This is a genomic window from Synechococcus sp. MIT S9504, assembly GCF_047497135.1.
Classification (GTDB): Bacteria; Cyanobacteriota; Cyanobacteriia; order PCC-6307; family Cyanobiaceae; genus Synechococcus_C.
Map to the genome: position 1 here is coordinate 1,246,668 of NZ_CP138942.1, position 23,192 is coordinate 1,269,859.

At 56.8% G+C, this 23,192-nt stretch carries 22 protein-coding genes and 1 tRNA gene; 9 read left to right on the top strand and 14 right to left on the bottom strand.

The annotated features are described in order from the left end of the window. Positions 1-7: 7 nt before the first annotated feature. The 3 genes from dapF to SIB58_RS07245 all read right to left on the bottom strand — a co-directional run bounded on the left by dapF (position 8) and on the right by SIB58_RS07245 (position 2,202). Entirely contained in the window at positions 8-1,108 is a 1,101-nt protein-coding gene (dapF, locus tag SIB58_RS07235) for a diaminopimelate epimerase (RefSeq protein WP_067325492.1), read from the bottom strand. A 392-nt stretch (positions 1,109-1,500) separates the two neighbouring features. Then, entirely contained in the window at positions 1,501-1,818 is a 318-nt protein-coding gene (locus SIB58_RS07240) for a hypothetical protein (protein WP_231857063.1), read from the bottom strand. Positions 1,819-2,034: 216 nt separating this feature from the next. Further along, positions 2,035-2,202 (bottom strand): hypothetical protein, encoded by a 168-nt coding sequence (locus SIB58_RS07245; protein ID WP_156487675.1) that lies wholly within the window; start codon positions 2,200-2,202, stop codon positions 2,035-2,037. 241 nt (positions 2,203-2,443) lie between these two features. Here SIB58_RS07245 and SIB58_RS07250 point away from each other — a divergent pair, with 241 nt between their 5' ends. Then, on the top strand, positions 2,444-2,665 hold the full coding sequence (locus tag SIB58_RS07250; RefSeq protein WP_066907536.1) for an Hfq-related RNA-binding protein: 222 nt from the start codon (positions 2,444-2,446) through the stop codon (positions 2,663-2,665). A 70-nt stretch (positions 2,666-2,735) separates the two neighbouring features. After that, on the top strand, positions 2,736-5,372 hold the full coding sequence (leuS, locus tag SIB58_RS07255) for a leucine--tRNA ligase (RefSeq protein ID WP_067325578.1): 2,637 nt from the start codon (positions 2,736-2,738) through the stop codon (positions 5,370-5,372). 7 nt (positions 5,373-5,379) lie between these two features. Here the strand turns inward: leuS and SIB58_RS07260 are convergent, their stop codons facing one another. Continuing rightward, positions 5,380-6,978, bottom strand: a complete 1,599-nt coding sequence (locus SIB58_RS07260; RefSeq protein WP_067325490.1) for a glucose-6-phosphate isomerase — start codon at positions 6,976-6,978, stop codon at positions 5,380-5,382. 151 nt (positions 6,979-7,129) lie between these two features. Here SIB58_RS07260 and SIB58_RS07265 point away from each other — a divergent pair, with 151 nt between their 5' ends. Continuing rightward, positions 7,130-7,885 carry a helicase DnaB gene (locus tag SIB58_RS07265; RefSeq protein WP_414494763.1) on the top strand — a complete coding sequence of 252 codons (756 nt, stop codon included), beginning with the start codon at positions 7,130-7,132 and terminating at the stop codon, positions 7,883-7,885. Between the two features lie 17 nt (positions 7,886-7,902). Here SIB58_RS07265 and SIB58_RS07270 read toward each other — a convergent pair whose 3' ends face one another. Genes SIB58_RS07270 through SIB58_RS07280 form a run of 3 tightly spaced genes read right to left on the bottom strand, consistent with a single transcriptional unit; the run spans position 7,903 to position 10,840 of the window. Next, on the bottom strand, positions 7,903-8,820 hold the full coding sequence (locus tag SIB58_RS07270) for an N-acetylmuramoyl-L-alanine amidase (RefSeq protein ID WP_066907545.1): 918 nt from the start codon (positions 8,818-8,820) through the stop codon (positions 7,903-7,905). Further along, positions 8,802-10,499 (bottom strand): M61 family metallopeptidase, encoded by a 1,698-nt coding sequence (locus SIB58_RS07275; RefSeq protein WP_067325488.1) that lies wholly within the window; start codon positions 10,497-10,499, stop codon positions 8,802-8,804. Before SIB58_RS07275 ends, SIB58_RS07270 begins: the two co-directional genes overlap by 19 nt. After that, a complete protein-coding gene (locus tag SIB58_RS07280) occupies positions 10,499-10,840 on the bottom strand; it encodes a DUF1257 domain-containing protein (RefSeq protein WP_066907551.1) in 342 nt (113 codons plus the stop codon). Before SIB58_RS07280 ends, SIB58_RS07275 begins: the two co-directional genes overlap by 1 nt. A 9-nt stretch (positions 10,841-10,849) precedes the next feature. On the opposite strand from SIB58_RS07280, the gene purN reads away from it, so the two are divergent. Then, positions 10,850-11,536, top strand: coding sequence for a phosphoribosylglycinamide formyltransferase (gene purN, locus SIB58_RS07285; RefSeq protein ID WP_066907553.1), 687 nt, complete (start codon positions 10,850-10,852; stop codon positions 11,534-11,536). Here purN and argC read toward each other — a convergent pair. Beyond that, positions 11,527-12,591, bottom strand: a complete 1,065-nt coding sequence (gene argC, locus SIB58_RS07290; protein ID WP_066907555.1) for an N-acetyl-gamma-glutamyl-phosphate reductase — start codon at positions 12,589-12,591, stop codon at positions 11,527-11,529. The two genes, purN and argC, sit on opposite strands and share 10 nt — an antisense overlap. Positions 12,592-12,700: 109 nt before the next feature. Between argC and ribBA the strand changes: the two genes are divergently transcribed. Further along, entirely contained in the window at positions 12,701-14,314 is a 1,614-nt protein-coding gene (gene ribBA / locus SIB58_RS07295) for a bifunctional 3,4-dihydroxy-2-butanone-4-phosphate synthase/GTP cyclohydrolase II (RefSeq protein ID WP_231857074.1), read from the top strand. Here ribBA and SIB58_RS07300 read toward each other — a convergent pair. After that, positions 14,302-14,730: a peptidylprolyl isomerase gene (locus tag SIB58_RS07300; protein ID WP_369813428.1), complete on the bottom strand. Its 429-nt coding sequence runs from the start codon at positions 14,728-14,730 to the stop codon at positions 14,302-14,304. The two genes, ribBA and SIB58_RS07300, sit on opposite strands and share 13 nt — an antisense overlap. 76 nt (positions 14,731-14,806) lie before the next feature. Between SIB58_RS07300 and mtnP the strand changes: the two genes are divergently transcribed. Continuing rightward, the gene (gene mtnP / locus SIB58_RS07305) at positions 14,807-15,721 is read left to right on the top strand and encodes an S-methyl-5'-thioadenosine phosphorylase (protein WP_067325485.1); all 915 of its coding nucleotides are present in this window, start codon (positions 14,807-14,809) and stop codon (positions 15,719-15,721) included. Here the strand turns inward: mtnP and murQ are convergent. The 4 genes from murQ to dnaK are packed head-to-tail and all read right to left on the bottom strand — an operon-like array spanning position 15,697 to position 20,079. Then, positions 15,697-16,689, bottom strand: coding sequence for an N-acetylmuramic acid 6-phosphate etherase (gene murQ, locus SIB58_RS07310; RefSeq protein WP_197461083.1), 993 nt, complete (start codon positions 16,687-16,689; stop codon positions 15,697-15,699). The two genes, mtnP and murQ, sit on opposite strands and share 25 nt — an antisense overlap. A gap of 2 nt (positions 16,690-16,691) precedes the next feature. After that, positions 16,692-17,114 (bottom strand): DUF3110 domain-containing protein, encoded by a 423-nt coding sequence (locus tag SIB58_RS07315; RefSeq protein ID WP_066907561.1) that lies wholly within the window; start codon positions 17,112-17,114, stop codon positions 16,692-16,694. Positions 17,115-17,156: 42 nt separating this feature from the next. Further along, positions 17,157-18,101, bottom strand: coding sequence for a DnaJ C-terminal domain-containing protein (locus SIB58_RS07320; protein WP_066907563.1), 945 nt, complete (start codon positions 18,099-18,101; stop codon positions 17,157-17,159). Further along, positions 18,085-20,079, bottom strand: coding sequence for a molecular chaperone DnaK (gene dnaK / locus SIB58_RS07325; protein ID WP_066907565.1), 1,995 nt, complete (start codon positions 20,077-20,079; stop codon positions 18,085-18,087). The genes SIB58_RS07320 and dnaK overlap by 17 nt, the downstream gene beginning before the upstream one ends. Before the next feature lie 145 nt (positions 20,080-20,224). Between dnaK and pstC the strand changes: the two genes are divergently transcribed. Genes pstC through pstB form a run of 3 tightly spaced genes read left to right on the top strand, consistent with a single transcriptional unit; the run spans position 20,225 to position 22,958 of the window. Beyond that, positions 20,225-21,172, top strand: a complete 948-nt coding sequence (gene pstC, locus SIB58_RS07330; protein ID WP_066907567.1) for a phosphate ABC transporter permease subunit PstC — start codon at positions 20,225-20,227, stop codon at positions 21,170-21,172. A 4-nt stretch (positions 21,173-21,176) separates the two neighbouring features. Next, on the top strand, positions 21,177-22,082 hold the full coding sequence (gene pstA, locus SIB58_RS07335) for a phosphate ABC transporter permease PstA (RefSeq protein ID WP_066907571.1): 906 nt from the start codon (positions 21,177-21,179) through the stop codon (positions 22,080-22,082). Positions 22,083-22,142: 60 nt separating this feature from the next. Further along, a complete protein-coding gene (pstB, locus tag SIB58_RS07340) occupies positions 22,143-22,958 on the top strand; it encodes a phosphate ABC transporter ATP-binding protein PstB (protein ID WP_066907574.1) in 816 nt (271 codons plus the stop codon). Positions 22,959-23,095: 137 nt separating this feature from the next. Here the strand turns inward: pstB and SIB58_RS07345 are convergent. After that, positions 23,096-23,182, bottom strand: a tRNA-Ser gene (locus SIB58_RS07345). Positions 23,183-23,192 lie beyond the last annotated feature (10 nt).

A 23,192-nucleotide genomic window follows, 5' to 3' on the forward strand; every position in this document is an offset into this window, starting at 1 on the left:
ACGTCTTTCAGGGTTGGCTGTCGCGTTGAAGACGCGAGAGAGTTCGTTGTTCCAGGGATTCAGTGGCGATGTTGATCATCGAATCCAGAGAATTGGAGGCAAGGAATTCCTGAACTCTTGACTGGGCTTCCTCTTCGGAACATGCATCAGCTGGTTGGCGCTTCTCGGACTCTCCGTTGGCTGTCTCGAGAGACGCCGCTGGTTCGACGATCGCGACCGATGCTGCATCTGTTGCTGAGATCTGAGAAGGGATGAGTTCAGGATTGAGAACGCCATCGAACACAGCAACGGCAGGACCAGTCATGAACACCGATGCGCCAGTCTTCTCCCAGCTGATCTGAAGAGGACCACCGGGCAGCTCAACAGTGGCCTCCCGATCGCTGAGTCCGAGCAGAACAGCCGCGACAAGCGTGGCGCAAGCGCCGGTGCCACAGGCAAGGGTGGGACCAGCACCTCGTTCCCAGACTCTGATTTCGAGCTGAGAACGTCCGTGCACCTTCAGAAAATGCACATTGGTCTTGGCCGGAAAAACCTCGTGGAACTCCAATGCCGCACCCCAGCTTTCAAACGGTATGGCGTCGAGATCGTCGACGGGCACGATTGCGTGGGGATTTCCCATGCCAACTGCCGCCAGCGCAAGAGTGTCGCGACCAAGGTTGAGTTCACCCACCGGAAGTCCGGATGCATCAGCGGTGAGAGTGGTGGGCACCGAGGCAGAATCAAGGAACGGAGCTCCCATATCCACGCGAATCTGACCATCGTTCTGAAGTTCCGGAATGATCAGACCAGCAGGAGTTTCGATCGCCCATTGACGACCGGGACCATCCCCGTCGCTGTCAGCGAGGAAGCGCGCAAGACAGCGAATTCCATTGCCACACATCTCTGCTTCCGAGCCGTCGGCATTGAAGATGCGCATGCGCAGCTCGGCATCTCCCTCCGCAGGCAGAGCCAGAATCAATCCATCTGCTCCAATGCCGAAGCGTCGATCGCAAAGACGTTGGACCCAGCCTGGATCGGGGCTGTGAATCTCAGCCGACAATTGCCCGGAACGGCCCTCCATCAAAATGAAGTCGTTGCCCAGCCCTTGATATTTGCTGAATGTCAGCATTCAGAACAACCCTGTGATAGCAACACGTTACAGGATTTCGAACACTGATATTCGCGTGTCAAAGGCGCTGCGCTCCTGTGAGTTGCGTTCCGGAGCAATGGTGATGAAAAAACCAGAAGCATGTGCGCAAGAGAAAACTTAAACAGCCCAAAGCTCAACACAACACCAGCTCTCAATCGACGCTGATCTTCACTTCACATCTCAACCTCTTGGATCGCGATTCAGCTTGCTGATGACAAAACAGCCCAGCCTCCAGGCATTACCACCAGAGGCCAAACCAAAACAGGCAGAACGCTCAACAAAAAATGTCTACAAAACCACTGTTCAACACGCGACATTGAAATGGCACCCGTGGCACAAAGTGCATCGACTGGAAAGCTGAGCGGTTTATATCAACTCTTCAATCTGAAAGTCTTCACAACAGTCCAACTCGCCATGATTTGCTCATCCTGCTCTTGATTACCGGTCAAATAGTCGCCCTCGTAACCAAGATACATCGTCCGATCAGCATTCAATTTACAACCTCTGTTGAATAACGTGTAGGACATGCCGGATTTGATCACTTCCCTTCTCGACTCCTCCTTCCACTGATAACAGAGTTCATCAGCCTCAGTGCTCTCCAGCATTGTCTTGGGCGACATGAAATATTGACAACCACCTGCGCAGACAATCAAGACCGCAAAACCTAAGAGCCTTGCCGGTGAAATCATTGCTATTCAGAAAAACAATAAAGCAGCTTAACCCAAATTTTCATCATTGCCATGATCGACTCCGAGCAGGACCAATCCGGAAAAATCACTCAAGCAGTCATCAACTTACAACTCCACGATCCCATCATTCATACGCCTTTAAATCCTTTCAATCAATCCTGAAGCATACAAACTACAGCACTCACTAAAAACGTCTTGACTCGCACATTATTCAGATCAAGGTGAAGTCCAGAACCCACTGTAAAACCAATCGTTGATAAATTCGTTGAGCTCCTCATCCGTTTGACAGCCGCTTTCCCTGACCAGCTCATCATCTGAATCCTGTTTGCGAATCTCATAAAAATCTTCAGGAGTGAAATCACCTTCATCCAATTGATCCAACATGGATGCCCACTGATTCGTGAGCGCGATGAGTAATTGTTCTCTTGTCTCAGGTTTTAAGTCCAAAAAAGTCCTTCATCAGTACTTCGAGGATGTTCTAAGAAGTGAGTTGTTGTTGCCAGACAAACGCCTCCCCGCTCTGCAGGATCAATTAATCCCATGAACCATGCATCCCACAGCCTGATTGACGTCGTCAAGCGTCTTTGCTGAAGTGCGGTAGTTATGCCTTTTTCATTTCCACACCATGGATTCAACGGGCTTTGATCCCAGCTTGCCCGGTATCCGATTGATCCAGTCATGGATTCGCGAGCAGCGAGTGCTCGGAATCGAGCTGAATGATGGCCGCAGATTGGATGGCCGAATCGCTTGGCAGGATCCTCAGTACTTCGCACTCCAACGGGACGACGGCAACGACCCCGTCTTGATCAATCGCCTGGCGGTGCTCACCATTCGTCCTCTTGTCTGAGCGACATCGGGGCTGCTGCCAGAGGAAGGCCTCAGGCTGTGTCACGATCTCACGCAGGTGTTCTCCTGATGTGACAGGCCCGCAGTCCTCATCCATGCCCGACTCCACCCCGGGGCTGTCCGATCGCTACGACCCCTCCCTCCTCGAAAAACAGTGGCAATGCAAGTGGGACCGAGAGGCTCTCTATCAAACCCAGGATCCCAGGCCTGAGCAGAAAGCGTTTTATGCGCTTTCGATGTTTCCGTACCCCTCCGGCAGCCTTCATATGGGGCATGTTCGGAACTACGTGATCACCGATGTGATTGCAAGAGCCCAGCGCATGCGTGGTGATGCTGTGCTGCATCCGATGGGTTGGGATGCCTTCGGGCTTCCTGCTGAAAACGCAGCGATCGAACGCAACGTGGACCCCGGCGTCTGGACAGACAGAAATATCGATCAGATGCGAAATCAACTCGGTCGCCTGGGGCTATCGATCGACTGGTCTCGAGAGCAGGCCACATGCCATGAGGACTATTACCGCTGGACGCAGTGGCTCTTTCTTGAGTTGCATTCAGCAGGTCTGGCCTACCAGAAGGAAGCAACCGTCAACTGGGACCCTGTCGACCAGACGGTGCTGGCCAACGAGCAGGTTGATTCCGAGGGTCGTTCCTGGCGATCCGGTGCGCTGGTCGAGCAGAAAAACCTGAAGCAGTGGTTTCTGAAAATCACCCAGTACGCGGATGCACTGCTCGAGGACCTGAATCAGCTGCAGGGTTGGCCTGAACGGGTGCGCACCATGCAGGCCAACTGGATCGGACGCTCCATCGGGGCAGAAATCGACTTTCAGGTGGTGGGTCACCACGACGCCACGATCACCGTGTTCACAACCAGAGCAGACACCCTATTTGGTGTCAGCTATGTCGTTCTGGCGCCTGAACATCCGTTAGTCGATGCTCTCACCACTGCAGATCAAAAAGAATCCGTCGAAGCATTCCGAGATTTGGTCAGCGATCTTTCGAATGATGAGCGCACGGCGGATGATCGTCCCAAACGTGGTGTCGCCACCGGTGCCGAAGCGGTGAACCCGGCCAACGGTCAGAGGATTCCGATCTGGGTTGCTGACTACGTCCTGGCGGGCTACGGAACCGGAGCAGTGATGGGTGTTCCCGCCCATGACGAGCGCGATTTCCTATTCGCACGAAAATATGAGTTACCCGTGCAGCGAGTGATCCTGGTGGATGGCGCTGATGAGCACCTCAACGATGGTGAGGCCTGGACAGGACCTGGAACCCTGGTCAACAGCGGAGACTTCGATGGTCAAAGCAATGACCAGGCCAAGCAGGCCATCACCGAACACGGCACAACCCAAGGATGGGCGCGAGCCAAGCGTCAATACAGGCTTCGAGACTGGCTGATCTCGCGACAGCGCTACTGGGGTTGTCCGATTCCAATCATTCATTGTCCGGACTGCGGCGCACAGCCTGTTCCAGCAGATCAGCTACCGGTGGCCCTGCCCAAAAACGTCAATCTGGCGGGCAAGGGTGGATCACCTCTTGCCGCATTGGATGACTGGGTGAATGTCCCCTGTCCAATCTGTGGAACACCGGCACGACGTGAGACGGACACCATGGACACCTTCATGTGTTCCTCCTGGTATTTCCTGCGCTTCGCTGATCCTCACAACTCCGATCGGCCATTCGACAGCGCAGCCGTCAAGCGATGGCTGCCCGTTCAGCAGTACGTGGGAGGCATTGAGCACGCCATCCTGCATTTGCTTTACTCGCGATTTTTCACCAAGGCACTGAGGGATCGCGGTCTGATCTCGATCAATGAGCCGTTCGAGCGGTTGTTGACTCAAGGAATGGTGCAGGGGGTGACCTACCGCAATCCAAGGACGGGGAGATATGTCGCCCCCGCTCAGGTGGCCGATCAGGGTGCTCCGACCGACCCCGACGACGGCGGAGAGCTTGAGGTGCTGTTCGAAAAAATGTCCAAGTCGAAGCACAACGGAGTCGATCCAGCACTGGTCATTGACCGGTATGGAGCGGACACGGCTCGGATGTTCATCCTGTTCAAAGCTCCGCCCGAGAAAGATCTTGAGTGGGATGACGCCGATGTGGAAGGTCAGTTCCGCTTCCTTCAACGTCTCTGGCGGCTGGTGGACAGCGTCAGCAAAGTGACAGCTCCGGATCAACTGCTGAGCGAAGACGCATCAGGTATTCCCGCAGAGCTGTCCGAATCGGAAACAGCGATTCGACGTGCTGTTCATCTGGCCATTCAGGCGGTGGGTGAGGATCTCAGCGGAGAGTTCCAGTTCAACACCGCGATATCGGAGTTGATGAAACTGTCGAACAGTCTTTCTGGAGCGGTGCTTGAGGCATCACGACCGGTGCAGGTGGAGGCGATGGAGGCGCTGATCAGGTTGCTTGCACCGTTTGCTCCACACCTTGCGGAAGAATTCTGGTTCCGACTCGGTGGACAGGGCAGTGTTCATCTCCAGGCCTGGCCTTTGCATGACCCTGAAGCACTCGTGCAGGACACCGTTGATCTGGTGATTCAGATCAAGGGAAAGGTCAGAGGAACCATTCAGGTTCCTGCTGAATGCGACAAAGACACACTGGAGGCCCTGGCGCTGGCCAGCGACGTGGCTGAGCGCTGGCTGGACGGCAAGCCCCCCAGGCGGGTGATTGTGGTGCCGGGGAAGCTGGTGAATCTGGTGCCTTCCTGACTGCCGATCAGGATTTGCTGAAACGCAGAGTGGCTGGTTTGTTCCAGTCACCTTGTGCCTGATAGCCGCGATTGTTACCGGTGAGATGACGCACAATCCAGAAGACGGCTTCTACCGGTCCCTCTCCAATCGCCTGATGAATCTCCACGACTGAGCGCGACACTCCATCGCTGAGCACCTCCTCCACCTGCCGCTGCAGTTTGAGGATCGCAGCTGCGGCCTTCTTACCGGCCTCAACTCCAGGCTGGTGATAAGCGTTGATGTTGACCAATTCACCGTAGAAGCCCACGGCACGCTCAAAAAGTGCAATCAGAGCGCCGAGGCGACGGGCATCGAACTGACGCATGCTGATGCTCAGACTCTGACGTCCTCCTTCGGTCAGTGCCGACCGGGTTCCCTGAACGAAGCCATCCAGAAAGTCCCCAGGCCGCTCACCGTTGATCTCGGGGATATCCTCAACATCCCGAAGAACTTCGATGAAGGTCACAAAGAAATTGTCGACACCATCTCGTAGTTGTTGAACGTAGGCGTGTTGATCGGTTGATCCCTTATTGCCATAAACGGCGATGCCCTGATGGGCCACATCGCCATTGCGATCGAGGCGCTTGCCGAGAGACTCCATCACCAGCTGCTGCAGGTAGCGACTGAACACCTCCAGACGGTCGCGATAAGGAAGCACCACCATGTCGCGCTTGCCCTTGCCTTCTCCCGCCGTGTACCAGGCTGCTGCCATCAGTGCAGCGGGGTTGCGGCGCACATCACTCTCGCGAGTGGCTTCATCCATCTGAGAAGCACCTGCCAGGAAACTGCGGATATCCGATCCGATCAGGGCGCCTGGGACCAGGCCAACAGCACTGGTGATGCTGGTACGGCCTCCGACCCAGTCGAACATGTCAAAGCGCTGAAGCCACTGTTCATCAACAGCCTGTTTGTCGAGCTTGCTGCCAGCCATGGTGATCGCCACAGCCTGAGCCGACCAGTTGCCTCCAACCGCTTCAAGGCGATGGCGTGCCTGCTCCATGCCGAGATGGGGCTCCGGGGTACCTCCGGATTTGCTCACCGTTATCACCAGGGTGGTGCGCAGAGCATCACCAAGGTCAGCAAGAGTCCGACTCATGCCGTTGGGATCCACATTGTCGAAGAAGTGGAAGGGAAGTCCTGCATCTTTGTCCTGAAGGGCACGGATCATCAGCAGGGGGCCGAGTCCACTGCCACCGATACCGATCCAGAGAACATCCGTGAAGGGTTGACCAGTCGGAGACTTGATCGCCCCGCTGATCACCGCCTTTCCGAACTGCTCGATCTCATCAATTTCGGAAGCGATGTGCTGACCAACGTCCGGATCAGGAGCCAGTTGAGGATGCCGCAGCCAGTAATGACCCACCTGGCGATTTTCGTCGGCATTGGCGATGGCACCGTTCTCAAGGGCTTTCATAGCCTCAAAAGCCTTCTCCAGCCTGGGCGTGAGCTCTTCGAGCTGGGCGTTGTTGAGGTGCATGCGACTGATATCCAGCCACATTCCGAGGTCCTCGTGATGCCAGAGAAGATCACAGAATCTCTGCCATTGAATCTGGGTATCCGTGGCACTGAAATCCGGAAAACTCATCTAATGGAGAGAACTCTCTGTGTCGAAGGTATCCACGATCCAGCGGAATGCCCATGAAATGAGACACCACGGCTAATCTCCGTCAATACTTCCTGACAGGCTCTGTCTCTGCTCCGCAATGGTCCCGAGAGCGATCACAAGCCTTGCAACTTTGGCCATCACGGCTCTTGCCGCCTCACTGGCGTTGAGGCCACCTCTGCCTGGCGTCAATGACCACAGCGAGCTGGAGAGGTCGACCTCTCCCCTGTCTCAGGACAGAGACCCCGACCCGACTGATTTCAGTGCCGAAGAGCTTGAACATCTGCAACGCCGATTCGGCGTTCACGGGCCTCAGACTCAACTGGCTCAGTTGTTCACACGCGGAGTGGATCAGCTGCAGCCACTGCGGGCCAACACTCTGTCGAGACTGAACAGGCTGAAACCGGTGATCCAGCGAGAAGCCGATCGCCATCGGATCAATCCGATGTTGATCACGGCCATTCTGTTTGATGAAATTCAGCACTCCAAACCAGGAGAGGATCTGCCCTTCGTCGTGCACTCAGGTCTTGTGGAGACCCATGGCCCTGCGCAACTCGGAATCAGTGAGCTGATTCACCAAGGGCGGCTTCCTGCCGATCCCACTCCCCAGCAGATCGCGGCTGCCCGTGACCTGCTGATGGAACCGGATGCCAACGTGGAGCTGCTGGCAGCGAAACTCGCGAGGCTCAAAGGGGAGCTCGGCCTGGAGCGTGAATCAATCCTGATTGCCAGCCGTTCCTACGTCGATGCCAAGGCCATCGCCACCCTGGCTTACTTGCATAACGGCAAACTTGATTATCCCGCCAGGGTGCTCCGCTACATGCAGGACCCTGCTTTGCATGGACTGATCTATTCCACTTTCCGTCCTGCACCGCTACCTGTGATCTGAACAGCAGCAGCCTTGGGCTACGACTGGCAGAGCCTGCCCAGAGCTGCAAGGCGATTCTGGAGATCGGACCAGGAAAAACTGCGGGGATCCGCCCTGGCTCCACCCAGGTCAACATGTCGGTGGGTTGTGATCGCTGCAGGATCGATCTCAAAGCGTTCCAGCCAGCCATCCAGTACAAGGGCAAGGGCGTCGTACTGAGCGGCCGTGTAACCGCTGTGGTCGCCATGGGTGCCATGCCCGTCATCCGGTGTTTCAAGACTCAGATGCAGGGCAAAGTTGTTGACAGAGCCATCGAACTCGGCATTGGTGACGGCCCACTCGCCGAGGAATGCTGAGTATCCAGCGCCATAAGCCCGCTTGAGTGGATCCACCACATCCACGATCGATCCATCGAGGCCAACCAACGTGTGGTAGCTGACTTGATCCTCATCACGGGGATGGGGGGTGAGGAATGTGTTCACCGCCGAACTGAGGGAATAGACCGTTTCATGCAGAACCACGACCCTTGGAGCAGGGTTGATGGCCTGGCCCCAGGGATTGCTGCGGAAGCGGTCTCCGTAGTTGGTTGGGTCGGCGGGAATCGATTGGCGCAGCTGAGGGAGTTTGCGGCGCTTGGCTAACAGTCGACTGCGCATCGACTGATCAATGCCCGAACACTGTTGGGCCAGAGGAGATGTCCAGGACTCAGCTTGCGGAGCATCGGGTTGCTGTCCGGGCAGGATCTTTTTCGGATCAGAGTCGCGAGCGACTTCATCAAGGAGATCCAACAGGGAAGGCTTGCGAGCGGTGCGTTCGGTGGACTTTTCCGCGGTGAATCCCACCAGCGACAGCACCAGCACCAGGGTGGATGTTGTCGCCAGCAGAATTCCAGCTCCTGGATGGCGAAGCAGGCCGATTGCCTTCTGCCACGCATGATTCAGATGATCTGGAACCATTGATCGCGGAGCAAACGAGCCTCCCTGGTCGCACCAGGGTCCCAGGCCAAGCGGTGTCGTTCCACTCCGGCCTTCTTCAGGGATAGCTCCGTGCTGGCGATCCGGCCACGACGGCTATAGAACACCTGACATTGATCAGCACCATGCAGCAGCTGCTGGCTGCGTTGCAGGTTTTGGCAACGCCAGTTTCGGATGGCCAGCAGTTCATCACCGGCGACCAGGCCAGCAGATTCAGCTGCCCCAGACGAGACCGTGCGAACAATCCAGACACTTCCGTCGTTTTCATGCAGGGTCCATCCCGCATCGGGATGAGCTGCCATCACAGGCTGGAGCTCGAGGCCCAGTTCCTTCAGACAGGACTCGACCGGTATCGAGCCGCAGTCATCCAACCAGGTGGGGAGTTGGGAAGCCAGTTCAGGCGAGGTGGAACCGATGACATCCATCAGATCCCGGCGCGTGTACCCCCGACCATGAGGACCCAGCCGTGACCACAGCAGACGCAGGCTCCGAGCCAGGGATCCACCCGCCTGGCGCAGGCGCACATCAAGACAGAAGGCCAGTGCGGTTCCCAGTTTGTAATAACTGATCTGACTGCGGGCATTCGCAGGGGACTGCTTGTAGAGGCGTACCCAGGCCTCCCGTGAGCTGTCAGCGAGAGACTGGATGCCTGTCCCTGGATTGAGAAGCACGTGAGAGAGATCCGCGGCCAGATCCTCGAGCAGATCCAGACGGCTGGAAAAACCTGAGAGCAGAGTCAGAGCCAGGTCGAAGTAGCTGGTGATGCCTTCAGCAAACCAGAGGCCCTCACTGATGACGGGCTTGTCGTAGCGATAGGGAACGTATTCGCTCGGCCGGAGTCGTCGAACGTTCCACTGATGAAGATATTCATGGCCGATCAGCTGCAACAAACTGCGGGTCCCTCCCTCTTCGAGTAAGCGTGTCCAAGGGAACTGCATGACTGAGGAGTTGTCGTGCTCCAGGCCTCCGTAACCCTGATCCAGAAGTTGCAGCACAAGCTGATAAGACTCTCGGGAAGGCGGGTCCGAGTCCATCAGAGTGCAGACCGACGAGCAGATGGCTTCGATCTCCGCTGGCAGCGTGCTCGACCAGCCACTAGGTGGAGTGCCGATCAACACCAGTTGATGAGAAATCTCCCTCACGTTCAGCGTCTCGACATGAAGCTCGCCGGCATGGACAGGTGCGTCGACCAGATGGTCGAAGTTCTCGGCCACAAAGGAGCCGTTGTTCTGTGGCAACGGACAAACCACAGACCAGGATGGGGGGAGCAACACCTGCAACAGGTGGCGATTCCAGCGTTGACCCTCCACCAACATCACCACTGCGGAAAGGCAGAGTGATGCGAACACCGGATCGAGGTGATTGGTGCGGACGGTCAGCTGCCTCGCTTCCAGCGCATAACGCAAGGTGATCGGTTCTGAAACACGGCATTGCAGCTCCCATGTCTCCGGTGATCGGCGACGGGGAACCAGGGGCTGACCTGCCTGCTCAACGGAGAGGCTGTGAAGATGCTGGGAGGGATCCCTGACGGTGTAGGAACCGGGGGTCCACACCGGCAGAGTCCAGGTCTGCCGAGATTGAGCTGGACTCCACTGGAGCTCGACCCAGAGAAGCTGTGAAGCGGGAGAACGGAGATCGAGCGCAACGTGAACGTCGGCCATCAGATGCCGGCGGTAACCGTCTCGGCTTCAAAAATCTCCGCCTGCCGCATGGCTTGGGTCATGGCGTAGCGACGCAAAACACGTCGCAGAACGGATTCGGTCATTCCCGAACCCTCAGGTGCGGCGAGGTCCGCCACTAGATCGAAATGGGGGGCATTGTCACTTTGTCTCCAGCCCAGCTGCAGACCGGAAGGATGCACCGCGGCGAGATCCACTGACTGATGACTGTCGAAGGAACTCACGACACCTCTCCGAAGGACCTTGAATCCTTCGCTGGTGAGAGCGATCTCAAGCAGATCGAGATCGGTCACCAATGTGGGCAGGATGGACAGATGGGACATGTAATCGGAATGCCCGCGCAATCTGACCCTAGCCAGACGGACAGCGAGTGTTACCCCGCGTTGATCGTTCCGACCATCGGGACATGGCCCAGGTTTGATTCACCCTTGCGACTGGGGGTGATGGCCTCAGGCACAGGCACAAATTTCGAGGCACTTCATGACGCCATCGCCTGCGGCGACCTCGATGCCCAAATCCATGTTCTGGTGGTGAACAATCCCGGCTGTGGGGCAAGCGAGAGAGCCAGCCGCCTGGGTATCCGCTGTGAGCTCCGAGACCACCGCCTCTTCGCCAGCAGAGAAGCCATGGATCAGGAGCTGGTGCGCACGTTCCAATCCGAGAACATTGAGGCCGTTGTGATGGCCGGTTGGATGCGCATCGTCACACCTGTGCTGATCGACGCGTACCCGGGCCGATTGATCAACATCCATCCATCCCTTCTCCCATCCTTTAGAGGCATGGATGCGATCGGTCAGTGTCTGACGTCAGGTGTGACCATTGCCGGTTGCACGGTGCACGAGGTGCTGAACGATGTGGATGCGGGGCCAATCCTGGCTCAGGCTGCCGTTCCAGTCCTTCCCGGTGACGACAGGGAGACACTCAAGCGCCGCATTCAGAGGCAGGAACACCGACTGCTTCCCTGGGCGACGGCCATGGCTGGGCAGCGCTGGAGATCAGCGAGGAACACTCAGGGATAGAAGGGTGCCAGTGGAAGTCCATCACTGACCGTGAGTCCCGCCATCAGATTCAGACACTGCACCCCTTGGCCAGCCTGCCCTTTCATCAAGTTGTCAACAGCACTCATCAACACGAGACGTCCGGTGCGGCCATCCACCTGAACGGAAAGAAGAGCCTGGTTGGTGTGCTTGGCCCATTTGGTGGCTGGATAGGTGCCAACAGGCAACACGCGGACGCAGGGGTGATGGCGATAAACCGCTTTGAGAACGGTTGTGCAGTCTTCAGCGGTGAGCCCGGGATCCCTCAATCGTGCGTACACCGTTGATAGAAGACCCCTGACCATTGGCACGAGATGGGGGGTGAACTGAATCTGAATGGGGCATCCCGCCACGCTGCTGGCGAGCTGTTCGATTTCCGAGGTGTGGCGATGACCCACGACGCCGTAAGGACTGATCGACTCTGATGCTTCGGCCAGAAGCAGATGCTCCTTGGCAGCCCGACCTCCACCGGAGGTGCCTGTTTTGGCATCAATGATCAAACCTTCGGTGTCAATCAAGCCCTGCTTGAGGAATGGCAGCAAGGGCAGAAGGCTGGTGGTAGGGAAACAACCAGGAGCCGCAACCAGCCTGGCTTCGGCAATCTCAGCTCCATGCCATTCAGGCAGGCCATAAACCGCCTCCTTACAGAGATCAGCATCCGTGCGCTGATGGGTTCTTGCCTCATGCACATACACCGCAGCCCACTGTTCCAGGCTGCGATAGCGGTAATCAGCGGAGAGATCCACCACCCTGACGCCCTTCTCAAGCAGAGGTGGCACCAGCTCGCTCGCAAGACCGTTGGGAAGACTCAGCACCGCAAAATCAGCGGCAGCAGCAATGCGATCCGGATCTGGGCTGTCAACGGTGAGGTTGTCAGCAAGCGGCAGGAACGGACAGATCTCGCTCCAGCAGCGACCTGCTGATCGCTCGCCTCCCAGGTAGGTGATATCAAAGGCTGCATGGGCGCTCAGGAGGCGAAGGGTCTGCAGACCTCCGTACCCGGAGGCACCCACCACAGCAACCCGTTGAATCCCCATTGCGGCGACGGCACATGGATCGATCGTACCGACGTCGATAATGGCTAAAGCTTCAAGGACGCCAGGAACGGTGGCCGATTCCGTAGCTCATACCGAGGTAGCGACTCCCATGTTTGATTCGATTCCCGATGCACTCGCCGCCATCCGCAATGGAGAGTGCATTGTTGTTGTGGACGATGAACGTCGGGAAAACGAGGGGGATCTGATCTGTGCAGCTCAGTTCGCCACCCCTGAACAAATCAATTTCATGGCTACGGACGCGCGTGGGCTGATCTGTCTAGCCATGGAGGGAGAGCGCCTGGACGCGCTTGATCTGCCGCTGATGGTGGATCGCAATACCGATTCCAATCAGACGGCCTTCACCGTGAGCATCGATGCGGGCCCCGAAAACGGAGTCTCCACAGGGATCTCCGCCGACGATCGTTCGCGCACAATCCAGGTGGCGATCCAACCGGGTTCCAAACCGTCGGATCTGCGCAGGCCCGGCCACATCTTCCCGCTCAGAGCTCGCCCAGGAGGTGTTCTCAAGCGTGCAGGGCACACCGAAGCCGCCGTGGATCTCGCCCAGATGTCGGGCCTCTATCCATCCGGTGTCATCTGTGAGATTCAAAACCCGGACGGCTCGATGGCACGGCTTCCGGAACTGAAGATCTATGCACGCGAACGCGGTCTGAAGCTGATCAGCATTGAAGACCTGATTCGCTACAGGCTCGATAACGAACGCTTTGTGGTGCGATCGGCTCAGTGCTCACTGCCCACGGAATTTGGTTCCTTCCTCGCCATCGGTTACTCCAATGAGCTTGATGGCAGTGAACATGTCGCACTGGTCAAGGGTGATCCCAACAACCTGAGCGAACCCGTGCTGGTGCGGATGCATTCCGAATGCCTCACCGGTGATGCCTTCGGATCAATCCGTTGCGACTGCCGTGCTCAGCTGCATATGGCGATGAAGCACATCGAAAAGGAAGGTGAAGGAGTTGTTGTCTATCTGCGTCAGGAGGGGCGGGGCATCGGTCTGATCAACAAGTTCAAGGCCTACAGCCTGCAGGAAGGCGGCTTGGACACGGTTGAAGCCAACGAAAAGCTGGGATTTGCCCCTGACCTGCGCAATTACGGAGTCGGCGCACAGATTCTCAGTGACCTGGGAATTCACCGGCTCAATTTGCTCACCAACAACCCCAGAAAAATCGCAGGCCTGGGTGGCTATGGGCTTGAGGTGGTGAACCGTGTGCCGATGAAAGCACCTGTCGGTGATTTCAATGCCAGATATCTGGCCACCAAAAAAGAGAAGCTTGGGCATCTGCTGGATCCGATCGAATTCGGCTCTCACTGGGTCCTCTGTCTCGACAGCAGCTCGACCGATGACGGCGTTCTCTCTGAACTGCTGCACCGTGTGGAACAGCTCAGCGAGACAAGCGGCCTTCAGCTGCAGGCTGAACAGGGGCCCCGCCTCCTGGCATTGTGGGAGCGCCCACGCTTCGTCTGGTCGTTGCAGGGATCAGATCCTGACTCCGCCTCAATCAAGGCAATGCTTGTGACCATGGCGAGCTGGCCGGAAACATCACGGCTAGGTCTCCTGCATACGGTGAACGAACAGCAGATCACCCACCCACCGCAGACCTTGGAGCGGAAGGAACTGAAACGCAGCTCACTCGTCGATGCGAAGCAGGAAACCGCCTGGTTCCCCGAAGGGAACCAGGCCGCATTGATTCACTGGTCCTGAACGGTGACCTTCTGAATCCTTGTGCCGTTCTTGATGGCCATGACCACGTCCATATCACCGGTCAGGCCGAAGACAGTGTGCACACCGTCCAGGTGAGGCTGAGCGTCATGGACGATGAAGAACTGGCTGCCGCCTGTGTTGCGACCGGCATGAGCCATCGACAACGCGCCGGGAACATGCTTCTTGCTGTTGATTTCACAATCGATCATGTATCCGGGACCGCCGGTGCCGGGGGTTCCTCGTGAACCCTCGCGGCTGTTGGGGCATCCGCCCTGAGCCATGAAACCGTCGATCACCCGGTGAAAGGCCAGCCCGTCATAAAAGCCATCGCGAGCCAGCTTGACAAAATTGGCAACGGTGTTGGGAGCGTCCTGGTCGAACATCTCCAGCTTGATATCGCCGGCGTCCGTGGACATGAGAACGGTCGTCAAGGCGTCAATCCGAAAACACCATGCTAGGCAGGTGATTGTGCAGGCCGACCTCAACCACACCATGAGTCAAACAGCCTCAGGTCCAGAGCTGGATTCCGCCCGGGTGGGTGTGATCGGTGGCAGCGGTCTGTATTCCATCAACAACCTGGAATCTGTCGAGGAGGTGCATACCGACACTCCCTATGGCAAGCCATCGGATGCGTTGAGGGTCGGATCACTCCATGGTGTTGAGGTGGTTTTTTTGGCTCGCCATGGACGGCAGCACCATCTGCTTCCCAGCGAAGTGCCCTATCAAGCCAACATCTGGGCCATGCGAAGCCTTGGCGTGCGCTGGCTGATTTCAGTGTCCGCCGTGGGTTCGCTGAGAGAGCACCTGAGGCCACGCGACATGGTGGTGCCTCATCAGTTCATCGACCGGACCAGGCAACGCCCCCAGTCATTCTTCGGCGACGGATGCGTCGCACACGTCAGCCTGGCTGATCCGTTCTGTCCCATTCTCAGTGAATGGCTGGCGACGTCGGCATCCACCGCCATGCCCGTGGGCCACCATCTGCATCGCGGTGGAACCTATCTCTGCATGGAAGGTCCGGCTTTCTCAACCCGTGCTGAAAGCGAGCTCTACCGAAGCTGGGGTTGCGATGTGATTGGCATGACCAACCACACGGAAGCGCGATTGGCGAGAGAGGCCGAGATCGCCTATGCCTCACTCAGCATGGTGACTGACTTCGACTGCTGGCACGATGACCATGACGCCGTCACCGTGGACATGGTGGTGGACAACCTCAAAGCCAATGCAACGGCAACAGGGCCAATCCTGGAACGTTTGATGGACAGCTTCAGCAAACAACGGCCCGAATCCGCGGCGCACCGAGCCCTTGAACATGCTCTGATGACGGCTCCGGATGCCGTGCCTGCAGCGACGCGTCAGCGCCTCGACCTATTCACCAGTCCCTACTGGGGAAGTGTTGAGCCCTGAACAGGGAGCGACTGTCCCTGACTGACTATCGCTGCCCTCAGATCAGCTCCATGAGCTTCAAGCAGAGCATCAGCTTCGTCGGCCTCTAAATTGCAGCTACCCATCAGCAGTGCGCGTTTCACGGATCCCTGGGCGCGTTCCAGCAAGCCGAGAGCCACCTCGCGTTTCACGCCAAGAAGATCCCTGAGAATCCGCATGGAGCGGTCAACAAGTTTGCTGTTGCTGGCGGCAACGTCGACCATCCTGTTGCCATAGACCTTGCCAAGCCGAACCATGACTCCTGTTGAGAGGATATTGAGGGCCATTTTTGTCGCTGTTCCGGCTTTCAGACGTGTTGACCCTGTCAACAGCTCGGGGCCTGTCAGCAGTCGGACGTCAATCGCGCAAGGCAAAGGGGCCTGTTCCGAGGGAACACAGGCCATAGCAATTGTGAGCGCGCCGAGCTTTTTGGCGTAGCTGAGTCCACCTCGGACATAGGGCGTCGTTCCTCCAGCGGCGATGCCGACCAGACAATCCTCCGAGCCAAAACCACGTTCCTGAAGATCACTCACCGCAGCAGATTCAAGATCTTCAAGACCCTCGGAACTTCGCAACAGCGCCGGAGCACCTCCGGCAAGGATTCCCTGAACAAGCTCTGGAGGGCTGCAGAAGGTGGGTGGACATTCGGCAGCATCCAGAACTCCAAGTCGCCCTGAAGTTCCAGCACCCAGATAAAACAAACGGCCGCTCCGCTGCAGTCGCTCAGCAATGGCGTCGATCGCCAGGCTCAGAGGTCTTCTTGCGCCAAACACGGCCTGCTGGGGCTTGAGGTCCTCATCGATAAACAGGTCGACGAGTGCATCGGTGGACAGCTGATCGAGTTGATCACTGGCAGGATTCACCTGTTCGGTGAGCAGATAGCCACGGTCTTCCGAAGGAGACACCAAGGGGGAGCTCGACACGGCAGCGCTGGAAGGAGATTCCGACATGTCTAAAGAAGGCCCTCCAGACGACGTCGCACATCATCAAGATCCGGTACCGAGGATTCGTCCTGGGATGCGCGTCCCTGCGCCTGGGCTGCATCCTGTTCCGAATCCTGCTCCTGCCAATTGGCAACATCACGATTGGCACTCGGTGGGGCGAGCATCAGGCGTTCATCGTCCGACTTCGGAACAAAACCATCGGAAACGAATCGGGCCTCATAACCCGCTTCACGGCAGAACAACTCGATCTCTTCACGATCGAGAGCTTCAACGCTGGGAGTCGGAAAATCCTGAGCTTCCAGAAGTCCGGCATAGCGATCGGCATCGTCGCGGTTCTCAAACATCAGCACCACCGTCTGACCTGAGAGTTCGAGGGAGTGAATGCCTTCGCTGTCCTGTCCTGCGTCGTACAGGAGCACGTGAACCAACATGCTGATCAATCGTCAGCAGCAGTCTCTCATCGGAACAGCGGCTTAGAAACCGTTGGCTCGCTCAAGACTGAGTTCCTGCAGGCGTTGATAAAGCGCCCGTTCATCATCATCCAGCGCCGCTGGGATCACGATCACAATCTCCACAAGCTGATCGCCGCAATCGTCTGCGAGCCGAAGACCGCGACCTCGCAATCTCAACAATCGTCCGCTGGATGAACCGGGAGGAACCTGAAGTGTCACCGGGCCGGACAGAGTTGGCACATCCACCGCGCATCCAAGCGCGGCATCCGGTGGCAGCAACTCAAGTCGGTAATGCACCCGCAGGCCATCAATGCGCAGCCCGTCATCTGTGATCACCCGCAGGTGCAGGAAATGATCACGTCCTCCCAGGGCTACGCCCTCCAGACGTAATCGCCAACCGTCTCCCGCCCGAGGCGGGGTACCAACTTCCACCAGAGTTCCGTCCCCAAGCTCGAGCTCCACGGTTGTGCCGTGCAGGGCCTGATCCGGTGTGAGATCAACAACCGTTTCCAGATCATCCTCACTGCGGACCGGTGGAGGTGGCTGTGGTGAGGCCTCCGGCCAGTGAGCTGCAAAGGTCGAATCAGATTCTTCGCTGTGATTGGACGACGGCTCTCGGCCGTCTTGCTCCCTTGAGGCCTGCTCTCTGCGCACAGGCTCACGCTCGAGGCCAAGAACAACGGCGAGGTAGTCCTCAAAATCGGGAAATCCAGTGCTGAACGGGTCCGTGCTTGCAACGCCTCCACGTTGACGCGACTGCCATTCCTTGCGCCGGTCAGGGTTGCTGAGAACCGCGTAGGCCTCATTGACCAGCTTGAAGCGTTCTTCGGCGTGACGATCATTGCCGTTCAGATCGGGATGCCAGCGTCTGGCTTCACGCCGGAATGCCCGCTTGAGCACGTCAGGAGCGGCACCAGGCTCCAGACCAAGCAACGACCAGTAGTCCGGTTCAGCGGAAGTTGTCATCGTCCCAGGGGTCAATCCCTCTTCGGCCACCTCTCATGCGTCCGTCATAACGGGACTGTGGCGATGCCCAGGGATCGTCATCCCAGTCATCTTCTGCAAACAGCTCGTCCTTGAGAGTGCCGAGGGTGCTTTTCAGCCCCTGCAGAGGTCCGGCGTCGGTCTGACGCTCAGCTGTGAGACGGCGATTCAGACCGAACAGCGCCTCCTGAAGACCGCTCACAGCCATCTCAAGCTCCTGAAGATCATCCTGCTGAAGGAGATCCTGGACATCACGAACCGACATCTCAACCGCTCTTTGCTGACGTTCAGCTCCGTAGGGGCCAAGCTCCAGAGCGGCGTCGCGGAGTCGTCGCTCTGCCTGTGCCACCAGGGTCATCGCCGAGTTGCGTCGCTCGATCGTGGAGCGCTTGCGGCGGTCTTCATCAGCGCGTGCCTCGGCTTCAGCGAGGAGACCCTGAATTTCATCCTCACTGAGCGTTGACCCGCCCTGGATGGTCACCGACTGCTTACGACCCGTCGTCCGATCCGTTGCACTCACCTGAAGAATTCCGTTGGCATCGATATCGAAGGCAACCTGGATCTGAGGCACACCGCGAGGCGCCGGAGGAATTCCCGAAAGTCGAAAACGTCCCAGTGATTTATTGTCGGTCGCCATCTGGCGCTCGCCCTGCCAGACATGAATTTCGACCGATGACTGGTTGGGCTCCGATGTGCTGAACACGTCGGACTGACGAACAGGAATCTGGGTATTCCGCGGAATCAGCACCTTCATCAGACCACCGATGGTTTCCAGTCCCAGCGAAAGCGGTGTGACGTCATTGAGCAGCAGATCGCGCAACTCGCCAGTGATGATCCCTGCCTGAACCGCTGCACCCACTGCCACCACTTCATCAGGGTTGACCGATTGGCAGGGGTCATTGGGAATCAGTGTTCTGACCAGTTGCTGCACCATCGGCATGCGAGTGCTGCCGCCAACAAGCACCACGTCATCAATATCCTCAGCGGCCCAACCGGAATCTCTGAGAGCTGCCTGCACCGGAACCAGCAAACGGTCGAGAAGATCAGGACACAAACCCTCGAAGGTTTCCCGGTCCAGTGTTGTTTCGATGTGGAGAGGACCGTCTGCACCCGTGGCGATGAAGGGCAGGGAGACAGGTGTGGAGGTGACGCCGGAAAGCTCCTGCTTGGCCTTTTCGGCAGCTTCGGTGAGTCGCTGCAGCGCCTGACGATCACGCCTCAGGTCGACTTCGTGCTCCTTGAGAAAAGCTTCCGCCAGCCAGTCAACAATGCGTTGATCGAAGTCATTACCGCCCAGCTGGGTGTCACCGTTGGTGGCTTTGACATCGAAAACACCGTTGGCGATCCTCAGCAGCGACACGTCGAAGGTTCCTCCTCCGAGATCAAAAACGAGGGCACGTCGGACCGCACTGCGATCAAAGCCGTAGGCGAGGGCAGCTGCGGTGGGTTCATTGAGAATCCGCTCAACATTGATTCCAGCCAGTCGACCGGCATCTCGGGTGGCCTGACGCTGTGCATCATTGAAGTAGGCGGGAACGGTGATCACCGCGGATTCCACCTCTTCGCCCAGATAGGTGGATGCATCATCCACAAGCTTGCGCAGGATGCTGGCCACGAGTTCCTCTGGTGCATACTCCCGCTCGGTCTGAGGACAAGCCACGCGGACATTGCCCTGACTGTTGGAGCGGACCGTGTAAGGAACAGTGAGTGATCCGTCGTCGAGTTCATCCCAGGCCCGACCGACAAAACGCTTGAGATTGGAGAAGGTGTTGCGCGGATTGAGAACCAGCTGGCGTCGAGCCGGTTGACCCACCAGAAGTTCGTTGTCTTTGGTGTAACCCAGTACGGAGGGGGTCGTCCTGGTGCCCTCCGCATTGGCAATCACCACGGGCCGCCCGGCCTCAAGAACAGCCACGACGGAATTGGTGGTACCCAGGTCGATTCCGACGATCCGGCCCATAAATGCCTTAGTGAAGTCCCACGGTAACGGCCCAAACAGCTCTCACCCAGCCCCCGCACATGCAATCCCACAGGGTGAGTTAACGAGCCCTTAGTGATTTTGGCACCGTTGGACCGGTACGTTTCAAGGGTCTGTTCAGAACAGAATGCCCAAGTCGTTGGAGCTTTATCGCTTACGGCGACGTCCGCCGATGGAGAAATCGGTGGATGGCGGCTTCAGGATCCTGGCGATCCTGCTGGCCTCGGTGGTGGCAATGGTGCTGCTGGCCATCCTGATCGTGGTGTTCTGGGGATCGCTGGATTCGATGGGCCGATATGGCTGGTCATTTCTAGTGACATCCAATTGGAATCCCGTCAAAGATGAATACGGCGCCTTCACAGCCATTTACGGAACGCTGCTGACATCGCTGCTGGCATTGCTGATTGCGGTGCCTCTCGGCGTGGGAACAGCGATCTTCATCACCGAAAACATCATTCCCCTGAAAATCCGAACGCTGATCGGATTGATGGTGGAGTTGCTGGCGGCGATTCCCTCAGTGGTATTAGGTCTTTGGGCCATCTTCGTGATGGAACCGTTCATCCGTCCATTCCTTGAAGTCCTGCACAAGACCCTGGGCTGGCTGCCTTTCTTTTCAACAGATCCCATGGGGCCGGGAATCGCACCAGCAGTTTTGATTCTGGTTGTGATGATTCTGCCGATCATCACGGCGATCTCGAGAGACTCACTCAACCAGGTGCCGATGAAGTTGCGTCAAGCCGCCTACGGCGTTGGCACAACGCGCTGGGGGGCCATTCTCAACGTGATGCTGCCCGCTGCAATCTCAGGAATTGTGGGTGGCGTCATGCTGGCACTGGGACGTGCCATGGGTGAAACGATGGCCGTCACGATGATCATTGGCAACTCGAACACCTTCAGCTGGTCGCTGCTGGCACCCGGAAACACCATCTCAGCAATGCTTGCCAATCAGTTTGGCGAGGCCGACGGAAGCCAGGTTTCGTCGCTGATGTATGCAGCATTCATCCTGATGATTCTCACTCTGGCTGTGAACCTCCTGGCCCAACGGTTGGTCAAACGTCTGAGCCTCAAGTACTAAAACCATGGCACTTTCACCAACAGTCAGCCTGAGACGAGACATTCCTGACCTGTCGTATAAGCGTGGCTTGAGGCGAAATTTACTCAACAGAAGTCTCACGTTTCTGGCCGGGATATTTTCAGCGATTGCCGTTCTGCCGTTAATTGCCGTACTTGCTTATGTGCTGATCAAGGGTGGAGCAGTGCTCAACCTGAATCTGTTCACTGCAGCATCCACGGGACTTGAAGGTGGCGGCATTGGCAATGCGGTGATCGGCACAATCATCGTCACCTTTCTATCGGCTCTGATCGCCATTCCTGTCGGGGTAGGAGGAGGGATTTTTCTTGCTGAGTATTCAGGAGGGGGGATCTTTGCAAAGTTTATTCGCTTCGGCACCAACGTTATGGCTGGTGTCCCATCCATTATTGCCGGTGTTTTTGTTTACGCCGTGATCGTCAAAACAAAGATTATTTTTGGAAATTCCTACAGTGCAATCGCAGGTGGTGTTGCCTTATCGATTTTGATGCTGCCGACGGTCATCAAAACCACTGACGAGGGGCTAAAGCTTGTCCCAGACGACCTTCGACGCGCCGCATTGGGTGTAGGCGCATCCAAATTCGTCACGATCCTGCGAATCACCCTTCCTTCAGCCTTTACTCCCATTGCCACAGGTGTGGTGTTATCGATTGCGAGAGCAGCAGGAGAGACAGCCCCGTTAATTTTCACAGCCTTATTTTCACCATTCTGGCCTAGGGGATTCGATGCAATATTCAATCCGATTGCAACACTTTCAGTACTGATCTACAACTTTGCGACTCTGCCCTATGAAGCACAGAACGAACTCGCATGGGCAGCATCGTTCGTACTTGTTCTATTCATCCTGCTCATCAATCTATTTGCTCGGTGGCTAAGACGCTTTGCCTCCAATTGAGGCACCAATCTTTAACCGATCACTTGTTTTTCAGTTTTTTCAAAAAGTCAGTCAATCCTCATGACTTCCACCAGCCAGCCGAGCAATACAGTCTCAAAAGACATTTGCCTCTCCATTCAAAACACCACAATCAGCTACGGCAGCTATGAAGCAGTCAGGAACGTTTACTGCGACATTCCTCGAGGGGAAGTTACCGCATTCATCGGTCCATCAGGTTGTGGCAAATCAACGGTTCTGAGAGCACTGAACCGGATGAATGATCTGATTGAGGGCTGCACCCTCAAAGGGCGCGTGCTGTTCGATGGAGCAGATCTTTACGGCCCCTCTGTCGACCCAGTAGAAGTGCGGCGCCGTATCGGCATGGTTTTTCAGCAACCAAATCCATTTCCAAAAAGCATCTACGAAAACATCGCTTTCGGAGCGCGAATCAATGGCTACTCCGGAGACATGGATGAATTAGTTGAACGTTCTCTGCGCCAAGCCGCTGTCTGGGATGAATGCAAGGACAAGCTTAATGAAAGTGGGTACTCCCTGTCCGGAGGGCAACAACAACGCCTCTGCATTGCACGCACGATTGCGATTCAACCGGAAGTGATCCTGATGGACGAGCCATGCTCGGCATTGGATCCAATCTCGACATTGAAGATCGAAGAAACAATGCATGAATTGAAGAAGAGTTTCACAATCGTAATCGTCACGCACAATATGCAACAGGCCTTGAGAGTGAGTGATATGACTGCTTTTTTCAATGCTGAGGCGGTCGAAGGAGGTTCTGGAAAGGTCGGCTACCTCGTGGAGTTCAACGACACGGAAATGATCTTCAATTCACCCTCTCAACAAGCCACACAGGATTATGTTTCAGGCCGATTCGGCTGATCAGCGGATAGATCTACGAACTGTATTCAGGCCGCTACCCGGATCGTTGATGCATCAGTACTTGAGGCATCGTTGCTTGAAGATCTGCAGCGGAAACCGTACCAATAAAAAACCGGTCCCTCGGGACCGGAGGAAAACGGAGAGGGAGGGATTCGAACCCTCGATAGAGTTGCCCCTATACAGCATTTCCAGTGCTGCGCCTTCGACCACTCGGCCACCTCTCCAGGGGCTCGT

Coding starts and splice junctions, on each gene's coding strand:
- dapF (WP_067325492.1), bottom strand. CDS start 1,108: ATGCTGACATTCAGCAAATATCAAGGGCTGGGCAACGACTTCATTTTG.
- SIB58_RS07240 (WP_231857063.1), bottom strand. CDS start 1,818: ATGATTTCACCGGCAAGGCTCTTAGGTTTTGCGGTCTTGATTGTCTGC.
- SIB58_RS07245 (WP_156487675.1), bottom strand. CDS start 2,202: ATGTTGGATCAATTGGATGAAGGTGATTTCACTCCTGAAGATTTTTAT.
- SIB58_RS07250 (WP_066907536.1), top strand. CDS start 2,444: ATGGATTCAACGGGCTTTGATCCCAGCTTGCCCGGTATCCGATTGATC.
- SIB58_RS07260 (WP_067325490.1), bottom strand. CDS start 6,978: ATGAGTTTTCCGGATTTCAGTGCCACGGATACCCAGATTCAATGGCAG.
- SIB58_RS07270 (WP_066907545.1), bottom strand. CDS start 8,820: ATGGTTCCAGATCATCTGAATCATGCGTGGCAGAAGGCAATCGGCCTG.
- SIB58_RS07275 (WP_067325488.1), bottom strand. CDS start 10,499: ATGGCCGACGTTCACGTTGCGCTCGATCTCCGTTCTCCCGCTTCACAG.
- SIB58_RS07280 (WP_066907551.1), bottom strand. CDS start 10,840: ATGTCCCATCTGTCCATCCTGCCCACATTGGTGACCGATCTCGATCTG.
- purN (WP_066907553.1), top strand. CDS start 10,850: ATGCCCGCGCAATCTGACCCTAGCCAGACGGACAGCGAGTGTTACCCC.
- argC (WP_066907555.1), bottom strand. CDS start 12,591: ATGGGGATTCAACGGGTTGCTGTGGTGGGTGCCTCCGGGTACGGAGGT.
- ribBA (WP_231857074.1), top strand. CDS start 12,701: ATGTTTGATTCGATTCCCGATGCACTCGCCGCCATCCGCAATGGAGAG.
- SIB58_RS07300 (WP_369813428.1), bottom strand. CDS start 14,730: ATGTCCACGGACGCCGGCGATATCAAGCTGGAGATGTTCGACCAGGAC.
- mtnP (WP_067325485.1), top strand. CDS start 14,807: ATGAGTCAAACAGCCTCAGGTCCAGAGCTGGATTCCGCCCGGGTGGGT.
- murQ (WP_197461083.1), bottom strand. CDS start 16,689: ATGTCGGAATCTCCTTCCAGCGCTGCCGTGTCGAGCTCCCCCTTGGTG.
- SIB58_RS07315 (WP_066907561.1), bottom strand. CDS start 17,114: ATGTTGGTTCACGTGCTCCTGTACGACGCAGGACAGGACAGCGAAGGC.
- SIB58_RS07320 (WP_066907563.1), bottom strand. CDS start 18,101: ATGACAACTTCCGCTGAACCGGACTACTGGTCGTTGCTTGGTCTGGAG.
- dnaK (WP_066907565.1), bottom strand. CDS start 20,079: ATGGGCCGGATCGTCGGAATCGACCTGGGTACCACCAATTCCGTCGTG.
- pstC (WP_066907567.1), top strand. CDS start 20,225: ATGCCCAAGTCGTTGGAGCTTTATCGCTTACGGCGACGTCCGCCGATG.
- pstA (WP_066907571.1), top strand. CDS start 21,177: ATGGCACTTTCACCAACAGTCAGCCTGAGACGAGACATTCCTGACCTG.
- pstB (WP_066907574.1), top strand. CDS start 22,143: ATGACTTCCACCAGCCAGCCGAGCAATACAGTCTCAAAAGACATTTGC.